Annotated in this window: 25 protein-coding genes, 1 pseudogene and 1 riboswitch; of the genes and pseudogenes, 6 read left to right on the top strand and 20 right to left on the bottom strand. The window is 62.5% G+C overall.

Translation table 11 applies throughout. The features are described 5' to 3' along the window. The 11 genes from CK944_RS18970 to CK944_RS18920 form a co-directional block, all read right to left on the bottom strand. The coding region (locus CK944_RS18970) for a hypothetical protein (RefSeq protein WP_146038713.1) at positions 1-503 on the bottom strand (503 nt) is incomplete at its 3' end. A gap of 400 nt (positions 504-903) precedes the next feature. Next, on the bottom strand, positions 904-1,932 hold the full coding sequence (locus CK944_RS18965) for a methionine synthase (protein ID WP_103174638.1): 1,029 nt from the start codon (positions 1,930-1,932) through the stop codon (positions 904-906). A gap of 25 nt (positions 1,933-1,957) precedes the next feature. Next, positions 1,958-2,944: a DUF1852 domain-containing protein gene (locus CK944_RS18960; RefSeq protein ID WP_103174637.1), complete on the bottom strand. Its 987-nt coding sequence runs from the start codon at positions 2,942-2,944 to the stop codon at positions 1,958-1,960. 127 nt (positions 2,945-3,071) lie between these two features. Further along, positions 3,072-3,272, bottom strand: a riboswitch (cobalamin riboswitch). A gap of 700 nt (positions 3,273-3,972) precedes the next feature. Next, entirely contained in the window at positions 3,973-4,797 is an 825-nt protein-coding gene (locus CK944_RS18955; protein WP_103174636.1) for a sugar phosphate isomerase/epimerase, read from the bottom strand. A gap of 12 nt (positions 4,798-4,809) precedes the next feature. Next, positions 4,810-5,484, bottom strand: a complete 675-nt coding sequence (locus CK944_RS18950) for an HAD family phosphatase (RefSeq protein ID WP_103174635.1) — start codon at positions 5,482-5,484, stop codon at positions 4,810-4,812. Beyond that, positions 5,481-6,242: a glycerophosphodiester phosphodiesterase family protein gene (locus tag CK944_RS18945; protein WP_103174634.1), complete on the bottom strand. Its 762-nt coding sequence runs from the start codon at positions 6,240-6,242 to the stop codon at positions 5,481-5,483. Before CK944_RS18945 ends, CK944_RS18950 begins: the two co-directional genes overlap by 4 nt. A 22-nt stretch (positions 6,243-6,264) precedes the next feature. Then, positions 6,265-7,128, bottom strand: a complete 864-nt coding sequence (locus CK944_RS18940) for an ABC transporter permease (RefSeq protein ID WP_103174633.1) — start codon at positions 7,126-7,128, stop codon at positions 6,265-6,267. Positions 7,129-7,140: 12 nt separating this feature from the next. Beyond that, a complete protein-coding gene (locus tag CK944_RS18935) occupies positions 7,141-8,067 on the bottom strand; it encodes an ABC transporter permease (RefSeq protein ID WP_103174632.1) in 927 nt (308 codons plus the stop codon). Positions 8,068-8,075: 8 nt separating this feature from the next. Then, a complete protein-coding gene (locus CK944_RS18930) occupies positions 8,076-9,053 on the bottom strand; it encodes an ABC transporter ATP-binding protein (protein ID WP_103174631.1) in 978 nt (325 codons plus the stop codon). Beyond that, positions 9,050-10,036, bottom strand: a complete 987-nt coding sequence (locus CK944_RS18925) for an ABC transporter ATP-binding protein (protein ID WP_103174630.1) — start codon at positions 10,034-10,036, stop codon at positions 9,050-9,052. The genes CK944_RS18930 and CK944_RS18925 overlap by 4 nt, the downstream gene beginning before the upstream one ends. A gap of 65 nt (positions 10,037-10,101) precedes the next feature. Next, on the bottom strand, positions 10,102-11,733 hold the full coding sequence (locus tag CK944_RS18920) for an ABC transporter substrate-binding protein (RefSeq protein WP_103174629.1): 1,632 nt from the start codon (positions 11,731-11,733) through the stop codon (positions 10,102-10,104). Positions 11,734-12,015: 282 nt separating this feature from the next. On the opposite strand from CK944_RS18920, the gene CK944_RS18915 reads away from it, so the two are divergent. The 4 genes from CK944_RS18915 to CK944_RS18900 are packed head-to-tail and all read left to right on the top strand — an operon-like array spanning position 12,016 to position 13,981. Next, positions 12,016-12,294, top strand: a complete 279-nt coding sequence (locus CK944_RS18915; protein WP_103174628.1) for a metal/formaldehyde-sensitive transcriptional repressor — start codon at positions 12,016-12,018, stop codon at positions 12,292-12,294. After that, entirely contained in the window at positions 12,291-13,262 is a 972-nt protein-coding gene (gene dmeF / locus CK944_RS18910; RefSeq protein ID WP_103174627.1) for a CDF family Co(II)/Ni(II) efflux transporter DmeF, read from the top strand. The genes CK944_RS18915 and dmeF overlap by 4 nt, the downstream gene beginning before the upstream one ends. 13 nt (positions 13,263-13,275) lie before the next feature. Further along, a complete protein-coding gene (locus CK944_RS24385; protein WP_192877782.1) occupies positions 13,276-13,554 on the top strand; it encodes a chromate resistance protein ChrB domain-containing protein in 279 nt (92 codons plus the stop codon). Next, positions 13,547-13,981, top strand: a complete 435-nt coding sequence (locus tag CK944_RS18900) for a YqaA family protein (RefSeq protein ID WP_103174626.1) — start codon at positions 13,547-13,549, stop codon at positions 13,979-13,981. The genes CK944_RS24385 and CK944_RS18900 overlap by 8 nt, the downstream gene beginning before the upstream one ends. A 112-nt stretch (positions 13,982-14,093) precedes the next feature. Here the strand turns inward: CK944_RS18900 and CK944_RS18895 are convergent, their stop codons facing one another. Then, positions 14,094-14,294: a heavy-metal-associated domain-containing protein gene (locus tag CK944_RS18895; RefSeq protein WP_103174625.1), complete on the bottom strand. Its 201-nt coding sequence runs from the start codon at positions 14,292-14,294 to the stop codon at positions 14,094-14,096. 95 nt (positions 14,295-14,389) lie between these two features. On the opposite strand from CK944_RS18895, the gene CK944_RS18890 reads away from it, so the two are divergent. Further along, entirely contained in the window at positions 14,390-14,869 is a 480-nt protein-coding gene (locus CK944_RS18890) for a cytochrome c (RefSeq protein ID WP_239986156.1), read from the top strand. On the opposite strand, the gene cueR is transcribed toward CK944_RS18890, so the two are convergent. From cueR to CK944_RS18865, 5 genes are all read right to left on the bottom strand, one after another. Then, positions 14,866-15,273, bottom strand: coding sequence for a Cu(I)-responsive transcriptional regulator (cueR, locus tag CK944_RS18885; RefSeq protein WP_103174624.1), 408 nt, complete (start codon positions 15,271-15,273; stop codon positions 14,866-14,868). The two genes, CK944_RS18890 and cueR, sit on opposite strands and share 4 nt — an antisense overlap. Before the next feature lie 111 nt (positions 15,274-15,384). After that, positions 15,385-15,801, bottom strand: coding sequence for a cytochrome c (locus CK944_RS18880; RefSeq protein ID WP_103174623.1), 417 nt, complete (start codon positions 15,799-15,801; stop codon positions 15,385-15,387). A 125-nt stretch (positions 15,802-15,926) separates the two neighbouring features. Continuing rightward, positions 15,927-17,243 (bottom strand): DUF305 domain-containing protein, encoded by a 1,317-nt coding sequence (locus CK944_RS18875; RefSeq protein ID WP_371411681.1) that lies wholly within the window; start codon positions 17,241-17,243, stop codon positions 15,927-15,929. Positions 17,244-17,588: 345 nt separating this feature from the next. Continuing rightward, on the bottom strand, positions 17,589-17,885 hold the full coding sequence (locus CK944_RS18870) for a hypothetical protein (protein ID WP_146038712.1): 297 nt from the start codon (positions 17,883-17,885) through the stop codon (positions 17,589-17,591). A 330-nt stretch (positions 17,886-18,215) separates the two neighbouring features. Beyond that, positions 18,216-20,669, bottom strand: coding sequence for a heavy metal translocating P-type ATPase (locus CK944_RS18865; protein ID WP_103174639.1), 2,454 nt, complete (start codon positions 20,667-20,669; stop codon positions 18,216-18,218). 1 nt (position 20,670) lies between these two features. Here CK944_RS18865 and CK944_RS23355 point away from each other — a divergent pair, with 1 nt between their 5' ends. Continuing rightward, positions 20,671-20,838 (top strand): hypothetical protein, encoded by a 168-nt coding sequence (locus CK944_RS23355; RefSeq protein WP_158248069.1) that lies wholly within the window; start codon positions 20,671-20,673, stop codon positions 20,836-20,838. A gap of 54 nt (positions 20,839-20,892) precedes the next feature. Here CK944_RS23355 and CK944_RS18860 read toward each other — a convergent pair whose 3' ends face one another. The 3 genes and pseudogenes from CK944_RS18860 to CK944_RS18850 all read right to left on the bottom strand — a co-directional run. Then, the gene (locus CK944_RS18860; RefSeq protein WP_103174620.1) at positions 20,893-21,390 is read right to left on the bottom strand and encodes a DUF305 domain-containing protein; all 498 of its coding nucleotides are present in this window, start codon (positions 21,388-21,390) and stop codon (positions 20,893-20,895) included. A gap of 37 nt (positions 21,391-21,427) precedes the next feature. Continuing rightward, entirely contained in the window at positions 21,428-21,625 is a 198-nt protein-coding gene (locus tag CK944_RS23790; protein WP_205049107.1) for a hypothetical protein, read from the bottom strand. A gap of 818 nt (positions 21,626-22,443) precedes the next feature. After that, positions 22,444-22,708 (bottom strand): annotated as a pseudogene (locus CK944_RS18850) (hypothetical protein); the annotation flags it as partial.

The raw sequence follows: 22,708 nt of genomic DNA, 5'->3' as shown, positions 1-22,708 counted from the left end.
GTCGACTGAGCGCGGAAGGCCAACTGGCTAAGATCGCCGAGGTCAGCTGTCGTGGTGATGTCGAACACCACGGAAGCGACATAGTTGTTGGCATTGCCACCGTTGCTGCCGATACGGACAATGTAGTCAAACAGCGAGGCGCTTCCGCTACCATTGAAGTTGCAGCCGGGCCCACAGTCGCTCACTTGGGTGCTGCCGTCTCCGAACAGCTCGAGTGCCGGTGTGATGGCCGTTCCGTCCAGTCGGGTGGCACTGACCAGCTTCAGGCTTGCCTGGGTCAGCAGGCCATCGAAGTTGAAGCCAAGGCCCAGATAATCCGCAGTGCCGAGCAAGGTCGACAGGCTGAAGCGCAGCGTGTTGGGCGCTGCCGCGTCGTCGATCGTCAGCTGTGCCTTCGGCGTGGGATCGGTATTGGTATACGTCACTGTCGCGGCCTGAGCAGTGGCCGCGACACTGAAGGAGACAGCCGCTGCGGCCGCCAAAATGCGAAGCGTCTTATGCATAAAACACCTATAAAAGAGGGCAGAGTTCCTACCCTTACCGGTTACTGCATCGCGATCTCTCGAATGCGATAAACCCTTATAGATGCATATGTCTGCTTTGCTGAACTGTCTTTATCGACAGCTTGAGCCCCTTCTGCTGTCGAAAGCAAAGCAAAGAAAACGGAGAGTTTCTTGCCCGTAGCTGCAGGCAGCCGTGTCCGTTTCAGACCTGGCGGGTTTGAGTAAACAAACTCGGTCAGAAAAACTAAGGCAGTTTATTGTCGGCCATAACGACTTTCCTTACCGAAACGGGCCGTCTTGGATGGAGACCGGCCACGCGCGGGTCACGCGAGCCAATCCCACCGCGGCTGACGTATTGAAGCGCTCGCCGATGCCAGACAGACCCGCGTGCGGACACATGTCAGGCCGAAAGCTCGCGCCGAACGATATCGGCGCCGGCGCTCAGAGCAGCCAGCTTGCCGTGGGCTGTGCGGCGTGACAGCGGCGCCATTCCACAATTGGTGCAAGGATAAAGCTTGTCGGCATCCACGAACCGAAGGGCTTGGCGCAGAACATCGGCGACTTCTTCGGGCGTCTCGACTACGTCCGTTGCCACGTCGATGGTCCCAACCATGACCTTTTTGCCCCGCAGAAGTTCGATCAGATCCATCGGAACGCGGGAATGCTGGCATTCCAGCGAGACCATGCCGATCAAGGATTTTTGCAGCCTGGGAAACACCTGCTCGTACTGCCGCCATTCCTCGCCCAGGCTTTTCTTCCAATCCGTGTTGGCCTTGATGCCGTAGCCATAACAGATGTGAACGACGGTCTCGCAGCGCAGCCCTTCGGCCGCCCTTTCAAGGGTCGCGATGCCCCAATCGTTCACCTCGTCGAAGAAGACGTTGAAGGCCGGCTCGTCGAACTGGACGATGTCGACGCCCGCGGCCTCCAGTTCCTTGGCCTCGTCATTGAGGATCCTGGCGAACTCCCAGGCCAACTTCTCGCGGCTCTTGTAATGGGCGTCGTAGAGCGTGTCGATCATGGTCATCGGGCCCGGCAGCGCCCATTTGATGGGCCGGTCGGTCAGCCCGCGCAGGAACCTCGCATCCTCCACGAAGACAGGCTTCTGGCGGGACACGGCGCCTACGACAGTTGGGACACTGGCATCGTAGCGGTTGCGGATCCTGACGGTTTCGCGCTTCTGGAAATCGACACCAGCCAGATGCTCGATAAAGGTGGTCACGAAATGCTGGCGGGTTTGTTCGCCATCGCTGACAATGTCGATGCCTGCCTGCTGCTGATCGCTCAGGACCACGCGCAGGGCATCCTGCTTGCCTTCGGTCAGTTCATCGCCGTGCAGCTTCCAAGGCGACCAGAGCTTTTCCGGTTCTGCCAGCCAAGAGGGTTTGGGCAGGCTTCCTGCGGTCGATGTGGGCAGCAACTTGTTCATGATAGATTGACCTTTTTACGGTGGATCAGGCGACGGTGTGTCGGGCGGACCATTGCTGAAGAATGTTCCAGTACGGCTTGATAAAATGCTCTTCGGCGAATTGTCCCTGCTGAACAGCAAGCCGGCTGCGCTCTTCGCGGTCGTAGACAATCCGGGTCGACGAATAGTCCTGATGCGTCAGGCTTGGCCGGTAGCACCGTCCTGCCGGGGAGTTGGCATTGTAGATCTCGGGCCGGTAGATCCTCTGGAAGGTGTCCATCGTGCTGATCGTGCCAATGAGTTCGAGGGGGGAGTAGTCGTTGAGCAGGTCCCCGGTGAAGTAGAAGGCAAAAGGCGCGGCGCTGTTCGCGGGCATGAAATAGCGAACCTGCAAGCCCATTCGTTCGAAATACAGGTCTGTCAACGAGAGCTCATCCTGATGGTATTCGACGCCCAAAACAGGATGCTTGTTCTCGGTCCGGTGATAGGTCCTGCTCCCTGAAACGCTCAGGCAGATAACCGGCGGTTTGTCGAAATGCTCCCGGTAGGCAGCAGACGCCAAAAAGCACTTGAAGAGTTGTCCATGCAGAACGCCAAAGTCTTCTGGTGCGGCAAATTGAGGTTGGCCTTTGTTGTGCTGCGGCAACCTGATGCTGAAATCATAATCTCTCACATATGAAGAGAAATTGTTTCCTGCGATGCCACAGATCCGCTTTCCGGTCTTTTGATCATAGATCGTTGGTTTCAAAATCTCGATCAGCGGGAAAGCGTTGATCCAACTCCCGTCGCCAATGGTGACTTCGGCTGAGATGATGTCCAATTCGACCGAGTAACGATCACTGTTCGGGTTGTCCCAGTGGGCCAGAGCGTTGAAGCGGTTGTTGATCATCGTGAGGGCGTTGCGCAGATTGTCCTTGCGCCTGCTCCCCCGGGCCAGATTGGCGAAGTTGGTCGTGGCACGGGTACCATCGGAAGGACGGTAATTGTCGTCGAAACGAATGCATTTGATAGAATACGCGAGGTCTTCTCTCATCCTGACATGCCTTCTGAGCGGCTTGAGTGGACAAGCCGTGAAACCAAATGACTCTCCACGACCCATGTCGTGAAGCGGCGATGTCACCTTGCGGATGTGCCGCTCCCGACGCGCCCACCGCGGCCGGAACAGGTGATCGATTCAAGGCAGGTTTCCTGACTTGCGGGTCTGCGCCTTGTCTGGCCTTCCCGGTGCGGCTTCGGCACCAGTGGCTTTTCCGACAGGCTCTCCGCCTACAGTTGCGGGGGCAGTTCCGGATTTGGCGATGGCCTCACCGGATTCCCTTTTACCCGAGGCTTTCCCCGGCACCTTGATCTGGATGCAAAGTCCTCTGACGGACGGAAGGTGTCAACGGATGTGGCCGTGAAATTCCTTCATGAAGACTATGAACCACTGCGCAGAAAAGTGGTGAGACCGTGCCGACCAGGCAACAGACTAATCTGTGCTGTCAGCATGGAGCCCTGCGCCATCGTGCAGCACGATCAACGATGTCGCGTTCCGCTCATTGAGGCAGCTTCCGATCTCCGGGTCGAGGAACATCTCGGGACCTCTCGGGGCGCACTGGCCGGCCCCGCACCCCGTGGTAGAGCCACGGCAGGGAAGGCATATTCCACGGCGTACTGATCAGCGCATACGGTTCTGCCCCGACACTTATGGTGATCGCAGGCTTGGGGGACTCTGACTTTGGTTCTGTCAGCTTTCCTGATATGGCTTTATTTGCCCTTTCCTCCGCCCACGAGGGGGACGAAAGGGGTGCTGCAACCAGTCACCTCGGCAATCGCTTAGCTTTCATTGGAAACCTGCAGACCGAAAAACCCTTGGCCGCGCCAGCTGATATACGGAGCGATGGGTGCTGCGCTCCGTTTGTTATGACATGGCCAAGAGGTTGGAAAGCAGTTGCGCGACCCGCCGCCCATCACAATCGATAGCCTGAACAATGCCGACGTTTGCGTTAATTTTGCAATCCAAGGTTACTATTCGAAACTCAGCGATGATTAGCCGTTTCCTTAGGATCACCGCTCCGTTTTTTAACGCGCCAGCCCCAGCCTCTTCAGATACTCGATCGAAGGCAGGATGCCCGCTTTGTCGCGCAGCTCTAGGATCAGGCGCGGCTTCGAGGTGAACTCGTCCAGTGCGCGGAAAACGGCGGGCCAGCAGATCGTCCCCTCGCCGATGGTCCAGTGGCGGTCGGCATGGCCGTCGGCATCCTGCAGGTGGATATGCTCCAGACGGTTGCCGGCGCGGCGGACGTAATAATCGACGGGCGGGGCGCCAGTGGAGCCATGGGCGTAATGCGCGTGTCCGGTGTCGATCGAGACTGCCATCGCGGGCGAATTGAAGCTGTCCGCCAGGATGCGGCGGATGTCGGGATCCTTGTCCTGGATGTTCTCGACGACCATCGTCACGCCGATCTCCTCGGCGCGTTTGACAACCGGGTCCATCGTCAGGTGGCAGCATTCTACCACGCGGTCATAGGCCGAGCGGTCGGGGAAGTTGTCGAGGTTGTTGAAGTCCCAGGTCGAATAGGGCGAATGGATCACCATCTGCGTGGCGCCCAAGTATTCGCAGACATCTAGCCCCTGCATGTATTTGCGCGCGTTCAGCGCCCGCATGTCGGGATCGGGGCTGGCGATGCTGAGGCCCCAGAAGGGTCCGTGGATGCCAAGCCGCCCAGTATAGCCGGATAGCAGGGCCTTGGCGCGGTCGGCCACGGGCTTCCAGTCGCCGTTCAGCAACTCGATGTCGAAGAAATCCTGCAACTCGAGGTCGCGGTTCTCGGACAGGATGAAGTCCTGCATGGTTTCCAGCGCAGATGTGGGAAGGGCAGCGCCCAGCAGGGGAAGGTCGGTCATTGTTCGTCCAATTCAGGCAGCGAGGGGAAGAAGAAGGCGGGAAAGCAGCTCACGGAATTCGGCCATGCCGTGCACGACATGATCAGCACCAGCATCGTGAAGGACCTGTGCGTGGCCTTGGCGGTGTTCGGATGGGCCGATGAAGCCCACGGCGAGGCAGCCCGCCGCGGCAGCGCAGAGGACGCCATGCGGGTTGTCATCGATGAAGATCGCCTGTTCCGGCGCAACGCCCAGCCTTTCGCAGGCGAACAGGGCGAGGTCCGGTGCGGGCTTGGGCGCGGCGACGTGCTCGGCCGAATAGATGTGGGAGCCGAAGCGCGCCGCCAGCGGAGTACGGGCAATGGAACGGTCCAACCGCTGGACCGCCGAGTTCGAACAGACCGCCATCGGCAGGTCAAAGCCGGACAGCACCGCCTCGATCCCCTGGACAGGTGGGATGTCGCGGTCGAACATCTCGAACAGGATGCGGTCGGATTCGCCGAATACGGCAGCCGCGTCGAGGCCCGCATTCCGCATCCAGGCGATGCTCGCCTGCGCGGCGTTGCCGGAGAAGATGCGGGTCGCTTCGTCGCGGGTCATGGGCAGGCCTGATGCGCTGACGGCTCGTGCAAGTGCCTCGCAGCCCAAAGGCTCGCTGTCGATCAACACGCCGTCGCAGTCGAAGAGGATCGCCTTGTACTCTTTCATGCCGGAACGCCTTCCTGCATCAGCTCACGCAGCAACACGGGATTGTCGGACACGAGGAAGCCCGGCTCGCGCTCGATCCACCGGCGGATCAGGGCGGACTCGTTGATCGTCCAGACAGAACAGGACTTCAGCGGACGCAGGCGGGTGATCTGGTCGAACTCGGCTTCGAACAGCTCGTAGTGGATGCCGACGATGTCCACGAGATCATCGACCTCTCGCAGGAACGCCGCGATACCGCCTTGCCGGTCTGCCCAGGTGCGGTTGACCGAGATGAGGCGGCGCAGGTCTGGTGCTATGGCGCGGATGTGGCGGACGACCGCGATGTCGAAGCTGTGCAGGACGGACCGTTCGGCCAGGCCGAAGCGGCGCAGTGTCTCGACGGTTCGCTCGACCAAGCCCGGATAGGGGATGCCGTTCTCGTCGGATTTCAGTTCGACATAAAGGTCCGTTTCCGCGTGGGGCGCGAGGATCTCCAGAACCTCCTCCAGACTGGGCACGCCCTCGTCGATCAGCGCCCCGTCCGGGCCGCGCAGGCGCAGGGCGCTGCGGCTGTCCGGGGTCAGGTCGCGGGTGCGGCCCGTGCCGTTGGTGGTCCGGTCCAGCGTCGGGTCGTGAATCACCACGATCTCGCCCGCGTCGGTCAGGTGCAGGTCGAACTCGATCCCGTCAAAGCCGTGGCGAGCGGTCTCGCGGAAGCCGAGGCACGAATTCTCGGCCCAGAGGTTGCGGGCCCCGCGATGAGCCATGATCTGTGACATATCAATGCTTTCCTTGAATGGGTTAACGGATCGTCGGGTCCAGCCGGTCGCGCAGCCAGTCGCCTAGAAGCGAGATCGACAGCGTCGTCATCACGATCACCATCGAGGGGGCGAGCATGATCCAAGGCGCCCGCGTCAGGTATTCGCGCCCGAAGCCGACCATGTTGCCCAGCGAGCTTTCGGGCGGCTGCACCCCGAGGCCGAGGAAGCTGAGGCCGGACTCCATCAGGATGATTTCCGGGAAGGTCAGCGTCATCGTCACGATCAAGGTCGAGGCGACATTGGGCAGGATGTGCCGCAGGTAGACGCGCGAGGGCTTGGCCCCAAGCTGCACGACCGCTGAGGCATAGCCTTGCGCCGAGGCCGAGATGGCAAGCCCACGGGCGATGCGGGCATAGCGTTCCCAGCCATAGAAGCCCATCAGGCAGACCAGCAGCACCATCGACGAGCCGAAGAAGGCCAGCACCGCCAGAGACATGATCATGAAGGGCAGCGCCGCCTGGAAATCCGCCAGGGCCATGACCAGATGCTCGACCCAGCCGCGGAACTGCGCGGCCAGGAAGCCCAGCGTGGTGCCGAAGACGGCGGACAGGATCGTCGCCCCGAAAGCGATGACCAGCGAAACGCGGACCGACTGGATCAGCCGCGACAGCACGTCCCGGCCAAGCTCGTCGGTGCCGAGCCAGTGTCCGGGCGTGCCCATCGGCGCCAGCCGCGCCGACAGGTCCATCTTCGTGACCTCGTAGGGCCGCAGCCAGTCGGCGAAGATGGCAGTCAGCACCATCAGCGCGATCCAAGTGATGGCGAGGAAGACCATCCAGGGCATCTTCAGCCGCGCGCGGGTCAGCAGGCGCGGCGAGGGGGCGGCGATTGCAGTATCGGCCATCGGTTTCCCTCTTCAGTGGCTGCGCTTCTGGCGCAGGCGGGGGTCGAGCAGGCCATAGGCGAAGTCGACGCACAGGTTGGCCACCACCATCGAGGCAGCGATGACCAGCAGCAGGCATTGCACCACCGCGAGGTCGCGGTTCGAGACTGACACCACGATCAGCCGCCCGACGCCGGGCCAGGAGAAGATGCTTTCCACAACGACCGCGCCCGCGATCAGCGCGCCGACCATGAAGCCGACCAAGGTAATGATCGGGATCGCGGCGTTGGGCAGCGCGTGCTTCCAGACGACCTCGCGCCAGGGCAGGCCCTTGGCCATCGCGGTTCGGATATAGGGCTGCCCCAGCACCTCGATCATGGCTGAACGCGAGAAGCGGGCGAGGATGCCGATGCCGCCGATGGACAGCGTGGCGATCGGCAGGATCGCGTGGCGCCACGTGTCCTGCCCGCCCGAGGGCAGCCAATCCAGTGTGACCGCGAAGACCAGCACCAGCACCAATGCCAGGACGAAGGACGGGATCGTGAAGCCGAAGATCGACATCATGATCACGCCCCGGTCGGCAATGGATTCCCGATGAAGCGCCGCATAGACGCCCGCCGGAATGCCGATGCAGATCTTCAGGATCAGGGCGGGGATGGTCAGGGCCAACGTGGCCGGCACGCGTTCCAGCACCAGGTCAATGGCGGGCGACTGGTCGCGCATCGAGATGCCGAAGTCGAAGTTCAGGACCTGTCCCAGATAGGCGAGGTATTGCTGCCACAGCGGATCGTTCAGGCCCCAGCGTTCGCGAAAGGCATCAACCGCATCCTGCGGCGCGTCGGGACCCAGCAGCACCTGCGCGGGGTCGCCCGACAGGCGCAGGACGACGAAGGCGAAGGTCATGACCAGAAGGATGGTCAGCGCCGCCCGTGTGATCTTGGCGAGTGTGAAACGAAGCATGGGAACTCTCAGGCGGCCTTCCGCTGGTCGCGGGGCAGCTTCAGGCAGGCGGCAAGCCGGCCATTGTGGACTTCAAGCGCGGGAACCCGTGCGGCACAGGCCGCGTCGGCAAAGCGACAGCGGGGGTGGAAGGCGCAGCCTTGGGGACGTGCGGCGGGGTCCGGCGGTTCGCCCTTCAGGATGATCCGGCCCTCCAATCCCTGCCTCGCCTTGGGGATCGAGGAGACGAGCGCCTGCGTATAGGGATGACGTGGGTCGGCGAAGATGCGGTCCGAGGGCGCTTCCTCGACCACCCGGCCCAGATACATGACCGCCACCCGGTCGCAGATGTTGCGGACCACCTTCAGGTCGTGGCTGATGAACACCATCGTCAGCCCGTCCTGTTCCTGCAGGTCGCGCAAAATGTTCACCACCTGCGCCTGGATCGAGACATCCAGCGCCGACACCGGTTCGTCGCAGACGAGGAAGCTGGGGTTGGTGGCCAATGCACGGGCAATTACCACGCGCTGACGCTGGCCGCCCGACAGTTCATGCGGATAACGATCCGCCTGATCGCGGCGCAGGCCGACGCGGGCCATCAGCGCCCAGGTCCGCTCGGCCAGATCGGCGCCTTTCGCAAGGCCGTGGATCTCCAGCGGCTCGGCGATCTGGGCGGCGATGGTCATGCGTCGATCCAGCGCGGCCAGCGGGTCCTGGAAGATCAGTTGCATCTGCGCGCGAAGGCGGCGCCAATGCTCGGTCCGGGGCAGGGGCATGGGTTGGTCCTGATATAGGACTTCGCCAGCATAAGGCGTTTCCAGCCCAAGCAGCATCCGGCCCAGGGTGGACTTGCCGGAACCGGATTCGCCGACGACTCCAAGGATTTCGCCCTCTGCCACAGACAGGTCGATGCCGTCCACGGCGCGCACTGTCGCGGGCTTGCCGAACAGCGACTTGCCGGTGGTGTATTGCTGGACGAGGCCGCGCGCTTCCAGAAGGATGTTCATGCGACCACCGCCTTCGGTTCCGGGGCGCACGCCGCCTTCAAGCCAGGATGGAAGCAGGCAACGCGGCCGCCTCCGGGCTGCGGCTTCAGTTCAGGGACATAGGCCGCGCAAAAATTTGACGCCTGCGGGCAGCGAGGCGCGAAGGCGCAGCCCTGCGGGAGGTTCTTGGGGTCTGGCACGGTGCCTTCGATGGGCACCAGCCGGGGGCGGTCCGCGTCCAGATCGGGGATCGCATCGAAAAGACCGCGCGTATAGGGATGCTTCGGCGTCTCAAACAGCTGTGCAACGCCGTTATTTTCGACGATGCGGCCAGCATACATGACAGCCGCGCGGTCGCATACTGCAGACACTGCGCCAAGGTCATGGCTGATGAAGACCATCGCCATGCCCGTCTCCTGCCGGATGCTCGACAGAAGATCGAGGATCTGCGCCTGGATCGTTGCATCCAGCGCAGTCGTCGGTTCATCCGCGATCAGCATATCCGGTTGGCCCGCCAGTGCCATGGCGATCATCACCCGCTGGCACTGGCCGCCGGAAAATTCGTGCGGATAAAGGTCGATGCGGGTCGCGGCCGAAGGAATGCCGACCATGTCGAGGAGACGGATCGCTTCCAATCGCGCCGCAGCTTTGCCAAGAGCGCGATGCAGCCGCAGACTTTCCGCAATCTGCCGACCTACGCGATGCACGGGGTTCAGGGACGACGACGGATCCTGGAAGATCATCGCAATGCGATTGCCGCGAATGGCTTCGATCCCGGACGCGCTTGCGCCGATCAGTTCTTGTCCGTCGATGCGGACCGAGCCTGAAACACGCGCCTTGCCAGGCAGCAGCCCCAGTGCCGCCAGCCATGTGACAGACTTGCCGCAGCCGCTTTCACCGACAAGGCCCACAGCCTCGCCCCTGCCGATATCCAGGTCGATGCCGTGCAGCACCTGCACGCCGTCGAATGCGACCCTCAGGTCGCGGATGGAGACAAACGACATCCGCCGCCCTCCTGTCTTTTGGAAAAGATGCGGGGCGAACGCATGAGCTCGCCCCGACCGGATGGTCAGACGTTCCAGTTGGTCGCGCGGAAATCCATCGCGAAGGCAGGGGCGGCCTTCCAGTTCAGTTCGGACTTCATGCCGGTGAAGACCGCGTTCTGGTGCAGCACCGTATAGACCGGGTCCTCGCGCTCGGCGATTTCCAGCATCCGGGCATAAGCCTTCTTGCGGGTGGCGTGGTCGGTCGAGGTTTCCAGGACGACGGAAAGCTGGTTCAGTTCGTCGTTGGTCCATTCCTTGTTCTGCTGGGCCTGGCCGTTCGGGCCGAACTGCGTCACCATCGGCGTGATCGGGTCGTTGATGTTGTTCGAGGCGGACCAGTCGCGCACGCCCCGCTCTCCTTCGCCGCCGAAGATCTGGGACCAGTTCTCCTTCATCTGGATCTGGATGTTCAGCCCGGCCTGCTGCCACATCTCGGTCAGGACCTGCCCGGTCGAGGTCTGGTTGGTGTAGTAGTTGTTCAGCAGGAAATAGGGGATGGGATCGCCCTTGTAGCCCGCCTGTTTCAGCAAATCGCGCGCGAGGTCGGGGTTGTATTCCGGCGCCGTCCAGCCGTCGATGAACATGTCCGCGGCGGCATAGCTTTCGAACTGGATGCCCGCCGGGATCACCGTCTGGCCGGCCCACAGCGCATCGACAATGGCCTGGCGGTCAATGGCATGGGTCATGGCGCGGCGCACCAGCGGATCGGCCATGATCTCGTTCTGGGTGTTGAAGACCGAGATGCGGTGGTTCCAGATGGTCGAGCTTTGCACCTCGAGCCCCGGGGCGTTGGCGACCGCGTCGATCTGGTCGGGCGGCAGGTCGCAGGCGAAGTCGTATTCGCCCGACAGCAGGCCGTTCACGCGGCTCGCGACCTCGGGGACCTCGACATAGCGGATGCGTTCCAGAGGCGGGCAGCCGGCCCAGTGGTCATCGAATGCAACCAGCGTCAGCGAGACGTCGGGCAGGTATTCCTCGACCATGTAGGAACCGGTCGTGACGGGCTTGTTGGCCCATTCGGCGTAGGTGGCGGCCTCGTCCCAGGCCCGCTTGCTGGCGATCTGCGAGCCGTAGGCATAGAGGCGGCCTTCCAGCGTGAGATCGGGCGTCGCGTTGTGGAAGCGGACAGTGTACTTGTCCACGGCCTCGACGCCGCGCAGTGCGGGCCACAGGCGGCGACCGACACCGGGAACGTTGGCGGGCAGTTCCTTGGCTGTCTGCGGCTTGAAGTCGTCGGCATACAGTGTCTTGCCCCCCGCAGGCTCGGTCCCTGCGAAGACGCGTTCGTCCGAAAAGGAGAAGACCACGTCCTCGGCGGTCAGTTCGTCGCCATTGTGGAAGCGGACCCCCTGGCGCAGCTTCAGCTCGATGGTCTTGTCGTCCAGCCGCTTCCACTCGGTCGCGAGGCCCGGCAGCGGGCCCTGGTTGCCCATCCAGTCGCGGGTGATCAGCCCTTCCCAGAGGTTCGGGAAGAACACCCGCTCGCCCACGTTCGACTGCTCGTTCCAGATATCGAGCGTGTTGTTGTTGGAAATCTTCTGGACCGCGATGGTGATGGATCGGCGCGGCGCCTGCGCCATGAGGTGGCGCGGCAGGATCAATGAGCCGGCGGCGGCGCCGAACAGGCCCAGGGTGTGGCGGCGGTTGACAAGCATATCTCTCTTCCACATTCGAGGAAGCGGTCTTGTCGCTTCCTTTCACCGTGCCTGTTACCGCCCCTATGTTGCAGTCCGGCGACCTGGCTGTGACAGACAGGTGAAAACCACCGGCTGAAGCCATTGATTGCAGGAAAGCACCCGGCGGTGCCCGCAAGTGGATCGTCCACCGGACACCTGCCATGCGCTCTCATAAGAGTCGTCATGACGGCACCGCCAAGCCTTCCTCCAGCGCAGAAAACAGCTTTGTACTTCTGCTGAGATAGCGTATCCCCCTATTCTATGATTCACACAGTAAAACACAAGGCGAAGCTTCTGGCCCGTGTCCGCCGCCTAAAGGGGCAGATTGAGGCCGTCGAGCGATCCTTGGAGGCTGATGCGCCCTGCGGCGAGGTCCTGAACCTGGTCGCTTCCATCCGCGGCGCGGTCGGCGGCCTGACGGCAGAGCTGATCGAGGACCACATCCGAGAGCATGTTTCCAATCCAGACCGGGACGAGGATGCCGCGCGCGGAGAGGCCGCAGGTGAATTGATCGACATCATCAGGACCTATCTCAAATGAACATCAACGCTTCGCGCCTGGCCAGCCCGCACGAGCACGTTTATCTTGGCGACAATCATGAGCGGAACGAACGCCGGACGTGGCTGGTCATAGCCATCACCGCCGCGATGATGGTGGTTGAGATCACCGCCGGAAGCATCTTCGGCTCGATGGCGCTGATTGCCGACGGCTGGCATATGTCGACCCATGCCGGAGCCATGCTGATCGCCGCACTCGCCTATCGCTATGCCCGCCGCAACGCCCGCAATGAACGCTTCACCTTCGGCACCGGCAAGATGGGAGACTTGGCAGGTTTCGCGAGTGCGGTGGTCCTTGCTCTGATCGCACTGCTGATCGGGTGGGAAAGCCTGATGCGGTTCTACAGCCCAGTCGCAATCAGCTTCCGCCAGGCGATTTCCGTGGCCGTTATCGGTCTGATCGTCAATCTGATCTGCGCCTGGCTGCTGCGCGACGACCACGCGCATCACCACCATGGCCATGGCCACAGTCACAGCCATGAACATCACCATCACCCCCATGATCACGGTCACCATCATGAGCACGCGACCGACAACAATCTGCGTGCCGCCTACCTGCATGTCCTGGCCGATGCTCTGACCTCTGTGCTGGCCATTGCAGCGCTGACGCTTGGCAGCCTGTATGGTTGGAACTGGCTTGACCCGATGATGGGCATTGTCGGCGCCGTCGTGATCGCCCGCTGGTCCTGGGGGCTGATCCGCGACACGGGCCGGGTCCTGCTCGATTATGTGCCCGGGGATGAGGATCTACCGGACGAGATCCGCGCTGCCCTCGAAACAGGCTCGGATCAGGTGACTGATCTGCATGTCTGGCAGCTTGGCCCCGGTCACCATGGCGCGATCATCGCCATCCGGTCCAGGGAGCCGCTGGAGCCTGCTGCTTATCGCACCAAGCTTTCACATATCCACGACCTCTCGCATCTGACGATCGAAGTCGAGCGTGCTGCCTGAGTGAAGAGGAACGATGGAAGGCGCTTCCTGTGACCCTGCCAACCAGGGATGCGCAGAAACGCATGGTTGGGGTCACGCGGAAAGGCTCAAGATTGACAGCAAGGCTAGTCCGTGGCTCATCCGACGCCTTGTCGATTTGCGGATGGTTATCCGGTGGTTACCTCTTCCGAGGAGGAAGAACGTATCGGAGCGTTGCACGGCGACCTCTTTCGACATCGAGGAAGGCTTCTCCATCGACGACCCTGCATCGGTAGTGGACGGCTCGGCGTGCCTGATAGGGGATCATGATTGATCTTGCCGTTTACACCGGCCTGTTTCTGGCGGCCTTCACTGCAGCGACCCTGCTCCCCGTGCAATCCGAGCTCCTGGTTGTCAGCCTTCTTCTGACCGATCACCCACCATGGTTGGTGCTGGCCGTGGCGAGCGTCGGCAATGTGCTGGGCTCCGTGGCCAACTGGTTTCTCGGGCGAGGGATCGAACGGCTGCATACCCGACGCTGGTTCCCGGTGAGTCCGGCCGCCCTGGCGCGAGCGGAGAACTGGTATCGCCACTACGGCAGATGGTCGCTGCTGCTGGCTTGGGCGCCGATCATCGGCGATCCGCTGACAATCGTTGCAGGAGTGCTGCGCGAGTCCTTCTGGGTGTTCCTGCTCCTTGTCAGCGTCGCGAAAATTGGCCGCTACCTTGTTCTGGCAGCAGCAACGCTGGGGTTTACTTGAGCAAGGCCGGTCTGTGCCGCGCCATGCATCAGGGGTGGATCTGTACCGGTTTCGTCTCAACCGCCGCCCGGCAGAGGGGGTGCCCCACCGGGCGGCGAAATATCGAGGGCTCTTAGCTGGCCGTCGGCACCACGGGGAAGCCTGCTGCAGCAAGGGCGGACGCAAAGCGCTCGCGCGGCAGATCGCTGGTCAGCTCGACCTCACGGCGGTTCTGATCAATGACGATTGCAGCATTCTCATCGACCGACTGGATGGCGCGAGTGACGCTGCGGGCGCAGCCGCCGCAGCTCATGTTTGGGAGATGGAGACGCATGACACCTTCCTTGGTTCTTCTCATGCCTGAACAGATGGGAGCTTCCAGCACTGGAAGGTCAAGACCCCCGACCACTTCCTGATGTTGACCTGCGTGTGAATTTCCACAATCTGGCGGACATGACTGGAAGCCGTTCGTCTGCCCTTTTCTTTGCAACTGCATCGCTGCTTGCCGTGGGGCTTGTTTGCATCGCCATCTGGGCAGGATGGAGCTACAGCATTTCGGCCCGGACCCAGCGAGGGGCCGCGCTTTATGCCCAACATTGCGCGGCGTGCCACGGCGCCCAACTCGAAGGTCAGCCCAACTGGCAGGTTGCTGACGCAAACGGCGTTCTTCCTGCCCCGCCGCATGACGCATCCGGCCACACCTGGCACCATGACGATGCCATGCTGAAGGACTACATCCGGCGGGGTGGCCAGGCAGTTCTGGATGAGCTGGGGGTCTCCATGACGTCCGGCATGCCGGCCTTTGGCGAGATCCTGACGGACAGCGACATTGCCGCCATCCTCGGGTTCATCAAGTCGACTTGGCCTGACCGGATACGCGCGATCCAGGCCGAGCGGAATAATGGCTAGGCCCCGTTCCGGGGAGTGCAATCTCCTGCCAGTGCATCGAGTATCGAGCAATCTGGCCTCCCATCGCCGGCACAGCTCTGGACAAGCTGCTGCAAAGCCGTCCGCAGTTGCATCAGATCAGCCAGCCTTTCGTCGACATGCACGAGATGACGTGTAGCGATCTCGCGCACGTCAGCACTGCTGCGGCTCGTGTCTTCGTTCAGCATCAGAAGATCACGGCAATCCTGCAACGAAAAGTCGAGCTGTCGTGCACGGCTCAGGAAGCGCAGTCGGTGAACATCAGCAGGGCTGAAATAGCGATAGCCGTTTGACTCGCGTTGGGGGGTCACAAGGCCGATGTCTTCATAGTAGCGGATCGTCTTGGAGGTGAGACCTGACGCACGCGCAGCTTGGGCGATATTCATTGGAGTCCTCCCTTGGCCCGAAGGATGTCACCTGTACGCTGACCAGGGACACGGAAAGGCCGCAGCCGGGACACGCCCCTGATCACGGTCAGGATGCCCAAGTTCGGCGATTTAGCGAATACCGTTCGCAACCTGAACCTCGCGCACGAAACGGATGATCCCGGCCAACTCCGGGTCTGTGAGCCCCGGAACCGGGGCCATGTTTCCAAATGGCCAGTGATGGGCACGCACCCCGTTGCGTGCGGCCAGGACGAAAGCCATGTCGCCGTGGTGGCTCGGTTCGTAGATCTTGTGGATGAGCGGTGGCGCAATCCCCGCCCGCCCCCCGGCATCGGTGCCGTGGCAGGATGCGCATTTGGCGGCGAAGGCCTGCCGACCGGCTTTGGCCTCGGATGACAGCGTGGCCGGCAGGGTTACATCAACAAGAGCCTCGCCCTCTTCGGCCGGCATTGCATCGGATTGGCCCCAGAGCCACCAGGCACCGCCTGTGGCGATCGCGGCAGCCGCCGCGAGAAGAACAGTTCGCATGATGTCTTTCCTTTGATTGGCTCGCGCGGAGGAAGAGGCGCGCGAGCGCTGCCGGAGAGGCTTGGTTCGATGAGCTGTAGCTCGGATTGGCGCCGGGAAACCCGGCGCCAACCTCTGCGATCAGGTCAGTTCGACGGCCCGTGAACGATGCCGTTCGGGCGATCGCCCACCGGCACCGATCCGACGACCTCCTGGCGCGCGACATCGATGACCGAGACGCTGTCATCCGCAATGTTGGTCACGAACACGAAGGCGCCGTCCGCCGAAACCGACACACCATGTGCTCCAGGACCGGTCTTCAGCGTCCTGGCAACGTCACCGGTCGCCGTGTCGATCACCGACACGGTGTCGTTCGGCGCGGCCTCGGTCCCCTGGTTGGCGACGTAGACCTGCCTGCCATCGGGGGTGGCGATCATCTGGATCGGATTGGGACCGACCTCGATCCTGCCCGTGACCTCGCGCGTGGCGGTGTCGATCACCGCCACGCGGTTCTCGTTGCGCAGCGAGACATAGACCCGTCCGCCGTCAGGCGTGAAGCCGACCTGGACCGGCGCCGCGCCCACCGGAATGCGTGCCGCCTCGGTGAGGTGGGCCGTGTCGATGACCGAAACCGAGCCATCCTCAACATTGGCGACATACAGCTCGGTTTCGTCGGGGCTGAGGCGCAGCCCATGCGGATAGGCGCCCGTGCCAATGCGGGCTGTGACAGCGCCCCGCGCCAGATCAACAATCGCGACCTCGTCGCTGGCCGACAGCGAGACGAAGGCGCGCCCCTGGCGGTCAGCCACCACATGAGCCGGGTGCGCTCCGACCTCGACCGTGGCCGCAGGCTTCGACAGATCCCTCGGATGGAGCATCACCAGAAGGCCCGCGGTATCGCCGCCCGCATGATCGTGCCCGTCGCCGTGATCGCCACTGGCCGGGGTGCCGACGGCCAGGAGGAAGCGCCCGTCCGGCGTCAGATCGACGTTATGAGGCGCCACCGGGATCGGCGTCGTGGTCACGGTCCCGGAGCTCAGGTCGATGGCGCTGATCGAGCTGCCGCCTTCATCGGCAGACCAGACGGTGCCGCCGGTCTGGCCGAAGTCGATAGCCTCGAGGCGGGCCTTCTCCTTCAGCCAGGCTTCCATCTCGACAATCTCGCGCTCCTGCGCCGCGATGATCTGCTCGGCCCATGCCTTGGTTTGCGGATCATCGCCGTGTTGCTGCACGATCCGGGCCATGTCGATTGCGCCCTGATGATGCGGGATCATGCCCCGCACGAAGGCCGTATCAGGGTCATCAGCCATGACACCTTCCATCATCGGCCCGTGCATTGCGTCCATGGCCTCCACATAGGCGCCGGTGAACTCTGGGGCGTCCCCGGCGTCGGCCGCCGTTTTGGCGGCTTTCGGCGCGTCGGCTGCACCGTGCATCATCCTGCCCTGAATCATTTGCTGCATGGCGCTCATGCACTCGGCCGGCATGGCCTGCATCATGGTCCGGCATTGCTCCGGCATGCCAGACATGGGCATTGTCGGCGTGGCGGGTGGTATGGCCTGTCCTTGATGCTGCTGAGCAGGGTGGTGGGCATCATGCCCGGCTTGGGTCAGGGCAACAGCGGGCAGCCCTGCTGCCAGGCCAAGGGAAAGGGCGATTACAGTTCGTTTCATTGCTATTCATCCATGCTGACGAGAAGGCGCCACACAGCGGTCGCGCGGTCCCGGTAATTGTTGATGGTTGGATGGCGTTGCCGTCTGCCGGTCGAAGCCGCCAGAGGGCGTGGACCTATTGGCCCCCGAACGCCTTCATGCAGCGATGGGTGACTGAGGCGGCCGCAGAATACCCTCGGGTGTCTGCCCCAGGCGGTCCATCAAGATGCCGAGGCAGGTCTCCCCACCGGGCAGCGGATTGGCCCGTACGCCTTCGGGCAGAAGGGCAATGATCGTGCAGAACTGATTGCAGCAATCGCCCTGCGAAGCCGGCGCGCTGCCGCCAGATGCCTCCATATCTTTCGAGATCGGCCGGACACATTCTGCAGCAGCATGGAAGTGATCGCAGCCTTGATCCAGGGCAGCGGCGATGGCTGGCTCGGCATGGATCATGTGCTCTGCCCGCAGAAAGTGGGCTCCAGCCTGAAGAGCGAGGGCGGCGAAAGCTACAAGCAGCAATGCGTCCGCGAGCCACTGCCTCCAGAAGTCGCCTGGCCTCATGCCCCTTGTCCCACCCGTCTTCATCAGACCGTTCGTTTTCTTCCTCTGGACCGGCTCAGGCTTTCCTCCCGCCCATGCGGCAGGAGAGGGGCCATTTTCCGGTACTGCTGTCATCACACCACGTCGTGCAGGGCAATGACACCTGAAAGCGGACGGGCCAGGTTGCGACATGATGCCGCCCGTCGAAGGCGCTGACGATCGATTTTGGCCGCCTCTCAAGCATCACAGCTTCACTCCCCGCAGCCGGGACGCATTTGAAATCACGCTGACCGACGACAGCGCCATGGCGGCGGCCGCGATGATTGGAGACAGCAAGATGCCGAAGAAGGGATACAGAACGCCGGCCGCGACCGGCACACCGAGCGCGTTGTAGATGAAAGCGAAGAACAGGTTCTGACGGATATTGCGCATGACCGCCTGCGACAGCCGCCGCGCCCGCACGATGCCGGTGAGATCACCCTTGAGCAGCGTGACCCCCGCGCTCTCCATGGCCACGTCGGTGCCGGTGCCCATCGCAATGCCGACATCGGCTGCTGCGAGTGCCGGGGCGTCGTTGACCCCGTCTCCCGCCATGGCCACGACTTCCCCCGCCGCCTTGTGCCGCTGCACGACCTCGCTCTTCTGATCCGGCAGAACCTCCGCCTCGACCTCATCGATGCCGAGCTGGCGCGCGACGGCCTTGGCCGTTGTCCAGTTGTCGCCGGTGAGCATGACCACGCGGATGCCTTGCGCTTTCAGCGCGGCAAGCGCCTCCGGCGTTGATGCCTTGACCGGGTCCGCAATGGCAAAGATGGCCGCTACCTGCCCATCAACGCCCATGAAGATCGCCGTCGCCCCGCTCTCGCGCAGACTGTCAGCCTGCTCCGCCAAGGGCGCGACATCGACCCCCTGCTCGGCCAGGAACTTCGCGTTGCCAAGGGCGATGCGGCGTCCTTCCACAGTGCCGAGTGCGCCTTTTCCGGTGGGTGAGTCAAAGTCCGCAACCGGCACGAGCGCAATCTCTCGTTCCTCTGCGGCACGAACGATGGCGATCGCCAGCGGATGCTCGCTCGCCCGCTCGACGCTGGCGGCAAGGCGCAACATCTCTGCCTCGGCGTGACCAGTGGCCGGAACGATCGCAGTGACGGCAGGCCGCCCTTCGGTCAGGGTTCCGGTCTTGTCGACGATGATGGTGTTGATCTTTTCCATCTGTTCCAAGGCCTCGGCATTCCGGATGAGGACGCCAGCCTGAGCGCCGCGGCCGACGCCGACCATGATCGACATGGGCGTCGCAAGCCCGAGCGCACAGGGACAGGCGATGATCAGGACGGACACGGCGGCAACGAGACCGAAGGAGAACCGCGGCTCCGGGCCCCAGATCGACCATGCGATGAAGGCGATGAGGGCAACGACGATCACCGCAGGCACGAACCAGCCTGACACCTGGTCGGCAAGCCGCTGGATCGGGGCGCGCGAGCGCTGTGCTTCTGCGACAAGCTGGACGATCTGCGACAGCATGGTGTCGCGGCCAACCTTGCGTGCCTCGATCACCAGGGCGCCGGACTGGTTCATGGTCCCGCCAATGGCCTTTGAGCCGACCTCCTTTGTCACCGGCATCGACTCGCCCGTCACCATTGATTCATCGACCGCACTGCGGCCGTCGATCACTTCACCATCCACCGGCACCTTCTCGCCGGGCCGGACCCGAAGGCGGTCGCCAACCTGGACGGCATCGAGCTGGACCTCATCCTCGGTCCCATCCTCGTGGATACGTCGGGCGGTCTTGGGGGCCAAGTCGAGCAGCGCGCGGATGGCACCGCTGGTGCTCTCTCGGGCACGCAGTTCCAGCACCTGCCCCAGCAGCACGAGCACGGTGATGACCGCTGCAGCCTCAAAATAGACCGCAACCGAGCCGTTATGCTGGCGGAAGGCATCAGGAAAGATGCCGGGCGCGAGTGTAGCAATGACGCTGTAGATCCACGCCGCGCCCGTGCCCATGGCAATCAGGGTGAACATATTCAGGTTGCGCGTGACCAGCGATTGCCAGCCTCGCTGGAAGAAAGGCCACCCCGCCCAAAGCACAACCGGCGACGCCAGGATCAGCTGGATCCAGTTCGAGCTTCGCTGGCTGACAAGGTGATCGAGCCCGATGAGGTGGCCGCCCATCTCCAGGATGAACACAGGAACCGTCAGCACCAACCCGATCCAGAAGCGACGGCGCATGTCGATCAGTTCGAGATTGGGCTCGGCGTCCAGGCTGACCAGCAGGGGCTCCAATGCCATGCCGCAGATTGGGCACGACCCTGGTCCGACCTGCCGGATCTCAGGGTGCATGGGACAGGTGTAGATCGTCCCCTCAGGTACGGGTTCGGCTTTTGCCGCCGCAGCGGCGGGATCAAGATAGCGGTCCGGCTCTGCCAGGAATTTCGCGCGGCACCCTGCCGAGCAGAAGTAATAAGGCCGACCGGCGTGCTCTGCCTTGTGCTGCGTCGTATGGGGATCGACCATCATGCCGCAGACCGGGTCCTTGACCTGATGTGCACTGTCTACCGGGGCCGCCGCCGGGGCATGCAAATGCCCCGCCCCATGATGGTCGGAGTGAACATGCCCGTGATGGTGATGCTGCGGGTCGCCGCTGCGAGAACTGCTCTCCCTGTGGAGGGAGGCTCGGTGTTGGTTTTTGCTCTTGCTGGCCATCATGTACCTCGTCTGGAAGCTAACCAAGAGTCGCCTGCAATCGTCCTGCACCTTCCTGTCGCTGGAAGGTCAAGAAGAACTTGTGAAGCGGAAAACCGTCGCCTCAGGCGCCATGATGAACGCCTCGCGTTTCGGATCTTTCCGGACCGCTCTGGTGGAGCCAGCATGACATCCTTGCGGTCATCAAGGCCGCCGCGGCTTCAAGCCCCGGCGGCCAGGGTGCTTACTGCTGGTCCGTGTTCTTCTCGACCCAGGCCGTCATTTCCTCGATTTCCGGTCCTTGAGCGTCGATGATCTTCCGAGCCATCGCTTTCGACTCCTCGTCGTCGCCATACTTCAACTCCACTTCCGCCATGGCGATGGCACCAGCATGATGCGCGATCATGCCGCAGTGGAAGGCAAGGTCGGGGTCCTTGATGGTGTGCGTGGCCATCATCGGGACATTCATCTTCATCATGGCAGCCATGGAGGCCTTCTGGGCCTCATCCATTCCTTCCATGCCGCCCATCATGCCGGACATGTCCATGCCGTGCATCATCTCCGACATTCCTGACTGCTGGATTGCGTCCCGGCAACCTTGGGGAAGGATCGAAAGGTCCGTCGTGGAGCCTCCTTGTTCCGCTGTGTGCCCCGCATGCTCTGCGGTTCCGCTCTCCTGAGCGAGAGCCGCGGGCGCGGCAAGAAGGGCGGTGAAGATGAGGGCTGACTTGAACTTACGCATAAGGGTTCTCCTTTGATGTGAATGGTTTCTGTAACGATCAGGCGGCCATTTTCCGGCAGCTTTCGGCGCACCGGCGGCAGGCATCGACGCATTCCTGCATGTCGCCGACCTCCTCGCAGCTTCGGGCGCATTCCTCACAGACTTCAGCGCAGACCGCGCAGGTGTGCTTGTGAAGATCGCTGCCCATCAGCATGACGTTGGCCGAGGTCTGGCAGATCTCGGCACATGCCATCATGAGCCGGAAATGCTTCGGCTCGACATGCCGGCCGCCCGCCTCCAGGCAATGGTTCAGGGCTGTGCTGAGGCACGTGCTGTGGCATCGCTGACATTCGTCAATGCAGCTCTGCATTTCGGGGGATATATGGTGCATGTGGCTTCTCCATTACCAAAGCGCCGGAACAGGAGGCGGCAAGTGCAGCGCCAGTCTCACCGCCATCGGGGACGCGAGGCAAAATCCTCGCGCTCACTGATCGCAATCCGTCCATGCAAGGTTTGATAATGGCACCGACCTTACGATCAGGTCTGGCGCTCCACTCGCGGGGAGATGCGATCAGATCCGATGAAGAAGCCGTGGAGGACGACGCAGCCCATCAGGGTCGTGTCCTGACAATGAAGAGACACGGAGCAGGGATCTCGACCTTACACCCCAAGGCTTGCTCAGGTGAGTATCAATGTCCGGCATCAGCGCCAGCAGACATGCTTCTCCACAGCAGGCAGCAGTTCCGTCGTTGGCAGTGCCATGCTTGTGGCTGACCGCTGAAGAATGCTCATGGGTCCCTTCCGGCTCAGCAGCAGTATGACCTGCGATGAGCGATGTTGCGGCGTGGGCAACAGAATGATCGTGGGGAGGTGTGCCTTTGGCCGCTGCACCATGGGCCACGAACATTGCGACCGCCAGAACTGCGATTGCACTCGCAAGCTTCTGCCAGACCGACACAACTCTCGCCCTGGTGACTGATCGTCCCATGGCACAGAAACTCCGGCGGCAGGGAGTTGTTCCCGCTGGCAAAAAGGGAGGTGAAGAACACGGAGGTTTCCAACAGGAGTCCGAATGAGGATGGCGATGCGGACCTGGAGTTCGGCGGTCTGACGATCGAAATCGCGGGACATGAGCTTCTGCCCGAGCAGCTTCATGCAATTCATCCAATCGCCGGGAAAACGATCCACCGGATCGTTTTCTGGCCCGGCTCATATTTCGACGCGGCTGCGGCGATGATAGCCGCTCCAGCGACGACAGATCGTGCGGCCCACGCGTCCGATGGCGCGCAGGGCCTCGTTCCTGGCACCCGCACCGGGATGAACCGCCCCTGGTTTACCG

The sequence above is a fragment of the Paracoccus sp. SY genome, from assembly GCF_002901215.1.
Taxonomy (GTDB): domain Bacteria; phylum Pseudomonadota; class Alphaproteobacteria; order Rhodobacterales; family Rhodobacteraceae; genus Paracoccus; species Paracoccus acridae.
Note: the sequence above shows the minus strand (reverse complement) of the source record. Positions and strands in the feature narration are given on the sequence as shown.

Bases quoted from the DNA above. Each gene is read 5' to 3' on its own strand.
- CK944_RS18965 (WP_103174638.1), bottom strand. From the start codon at position 1,932: ATGAACAAGTTGCTGCCCACATCGACCGCAGGAAGCCTGCCCAAACCC.
- CK944_RS18960 (WP_103174637.1), bottom strand. From the start codon at position 2,944: ATGAGAGAAGACCTCGCGTATTCTATCAAATGCATTCGTTTCGACGAC.
- CK944_RS18955 (WP_103174636.1), bottom strand. From the start codon at position 4,797: ATGACCGACCTTCCCCTGCTGGGCGCTGCCCTTCCCACATCTGCGCTG.
- CK944_RS18950 (WP_103174635.1), bottom strand. From the start codon at position 5,484: ATGAAAGAGTACAAGGCGATCCTCTTCGACTGCGACGGCGTGTTGATC.
- CK944_RS18945 (WP_103174634.1), bottom strand. From the start codon at position 6,242: ATGTCACAGATCATGGCTCATCGCGGGGCCCGCAACCTCTGGGCCGAG.
- CK944_RS18940 (WP_103174633.1), bottom strand. From the start codon at position 7,128: ATGGCCGATACTGCAATCGCCGCCCCCTCGCCGCGCCTGCTGACCCGC.
- CK944_RS18935 (WP_103174632.1), bottom strand. From the start codon at position 8,067: ATGCTTCGTTTCACACTCGCCAAGATCACACGGGCGGCGCTGACCATC.
- CK944_RS18930 (WP_103174631.1), bottom strand. From the start codon at position 9,053: ATGAACATCCTTCTGGAAGCGCGCGGCCTCGTCCAGCAATACACCACC.
- CK944_RS18925 (WP_103174630.1), bottom strand. From the start codon at position 10,036: ATGTCGTTTGTCTCCATCCGCGACCTGAGGGTCGCATTCGACGGCGTG.
- CK944_RS18920 (WP_103174629.1), bottom strand. From the start codon at position 11,733: ATGCTTGTCAACCGCCGCCACACCCTGGGCCTGTTCGGCGCCGCCGCC.
- CK944_RS18915 (WP_103174628.1), top strand. From the start codon at position 12,016: ATGATTCACACAGTAAAACACAAGGCGAAGCTTCTGGCCCGTGTCCGC.
- dmeF (WP_103174627.1), top strand. From the start codon at position 12,291: ATGAACATCAACGCTTCGCGCCTGGCCAGCCCGCACGAGCACGTTTAT.
- CK944_RS24385 (WP_192877782.1), top strand. From the start codon at position 13,276: ATGGAAGGCGCTTCCTGTGACCCTGCCAACCAGGGATGCGCAGAAACG.
- CK944_RS18900 (WP_103174626.1), top strand. From the start codon at position 13,547: ATGATTGATCTTGCCGTTTACACCGGCCTGTTTCTGGCGGCCTTCACT.
- CK944_RS18895 (WP_103174625.1), bottom strand. From the start codon at position 14,294: ATGCGTCTCCATCTCCCAAACATGAGCTGCGGCGGCTGCGCCCGCAGC.
- cueR (WP_103174624.1), bottom strand. From the start codon at position 15,273: ATGAATATCGCCCAAGCTGCGCGTGCGTCAGGTCTCACCTCCAAGACG.
- CK944_RS18880 (WP_103174623.1), bottom strand. From the start codon at position 15,801: ATGCGAACTGTTCTTCTCGCGGCGGCTGCCGCGATCGCCACAGGCGGT.
- CK944_RS18875 (WP_371411681.1), bottom strand. From the start codon at position 17,243: ATGCAGCAAATGATTCAGGGCAGGATGATGCACGGTGCAGCCGACGCG.
- CK944_RS18870 (WP_146038712.1), bottom strand. From the start codon at position 17,885: ATGATCCATGCCGAGCCAGCCATCGCCGCTGCCCTGGATCAAGGCTGC.
- CK944_RS18865 (WP_103174639.1), bottom strand. From the start codon at position 20,669: ATGGCCAGCAAGAGCAAAAACCAACACCGAGCCTCCCTCCACAGGGAG.
- CK944_RS23355 (WP_158248069.1), top strand. From the start codon at position 20,671: ATGTACCTCGTCTGGAAGCTAACCAAGAGTCGCCTGCAATCGTCCTGC.
- CK944_RS18860 (WP_103174620.1), bottom strand. From the start codon at position 21,390: ATGCGTAAGTTCAAGTCAGCCCTCATCTTCACCGCCCTTCTTGCCGCG.
- CK944_RS23790 (WP_205049107.1), bottom strand. From the start codon at position 21,625: ATGATGGCATGTGCCGAGATCTGCCAGACCTCGGCCAACGTCATGCTG.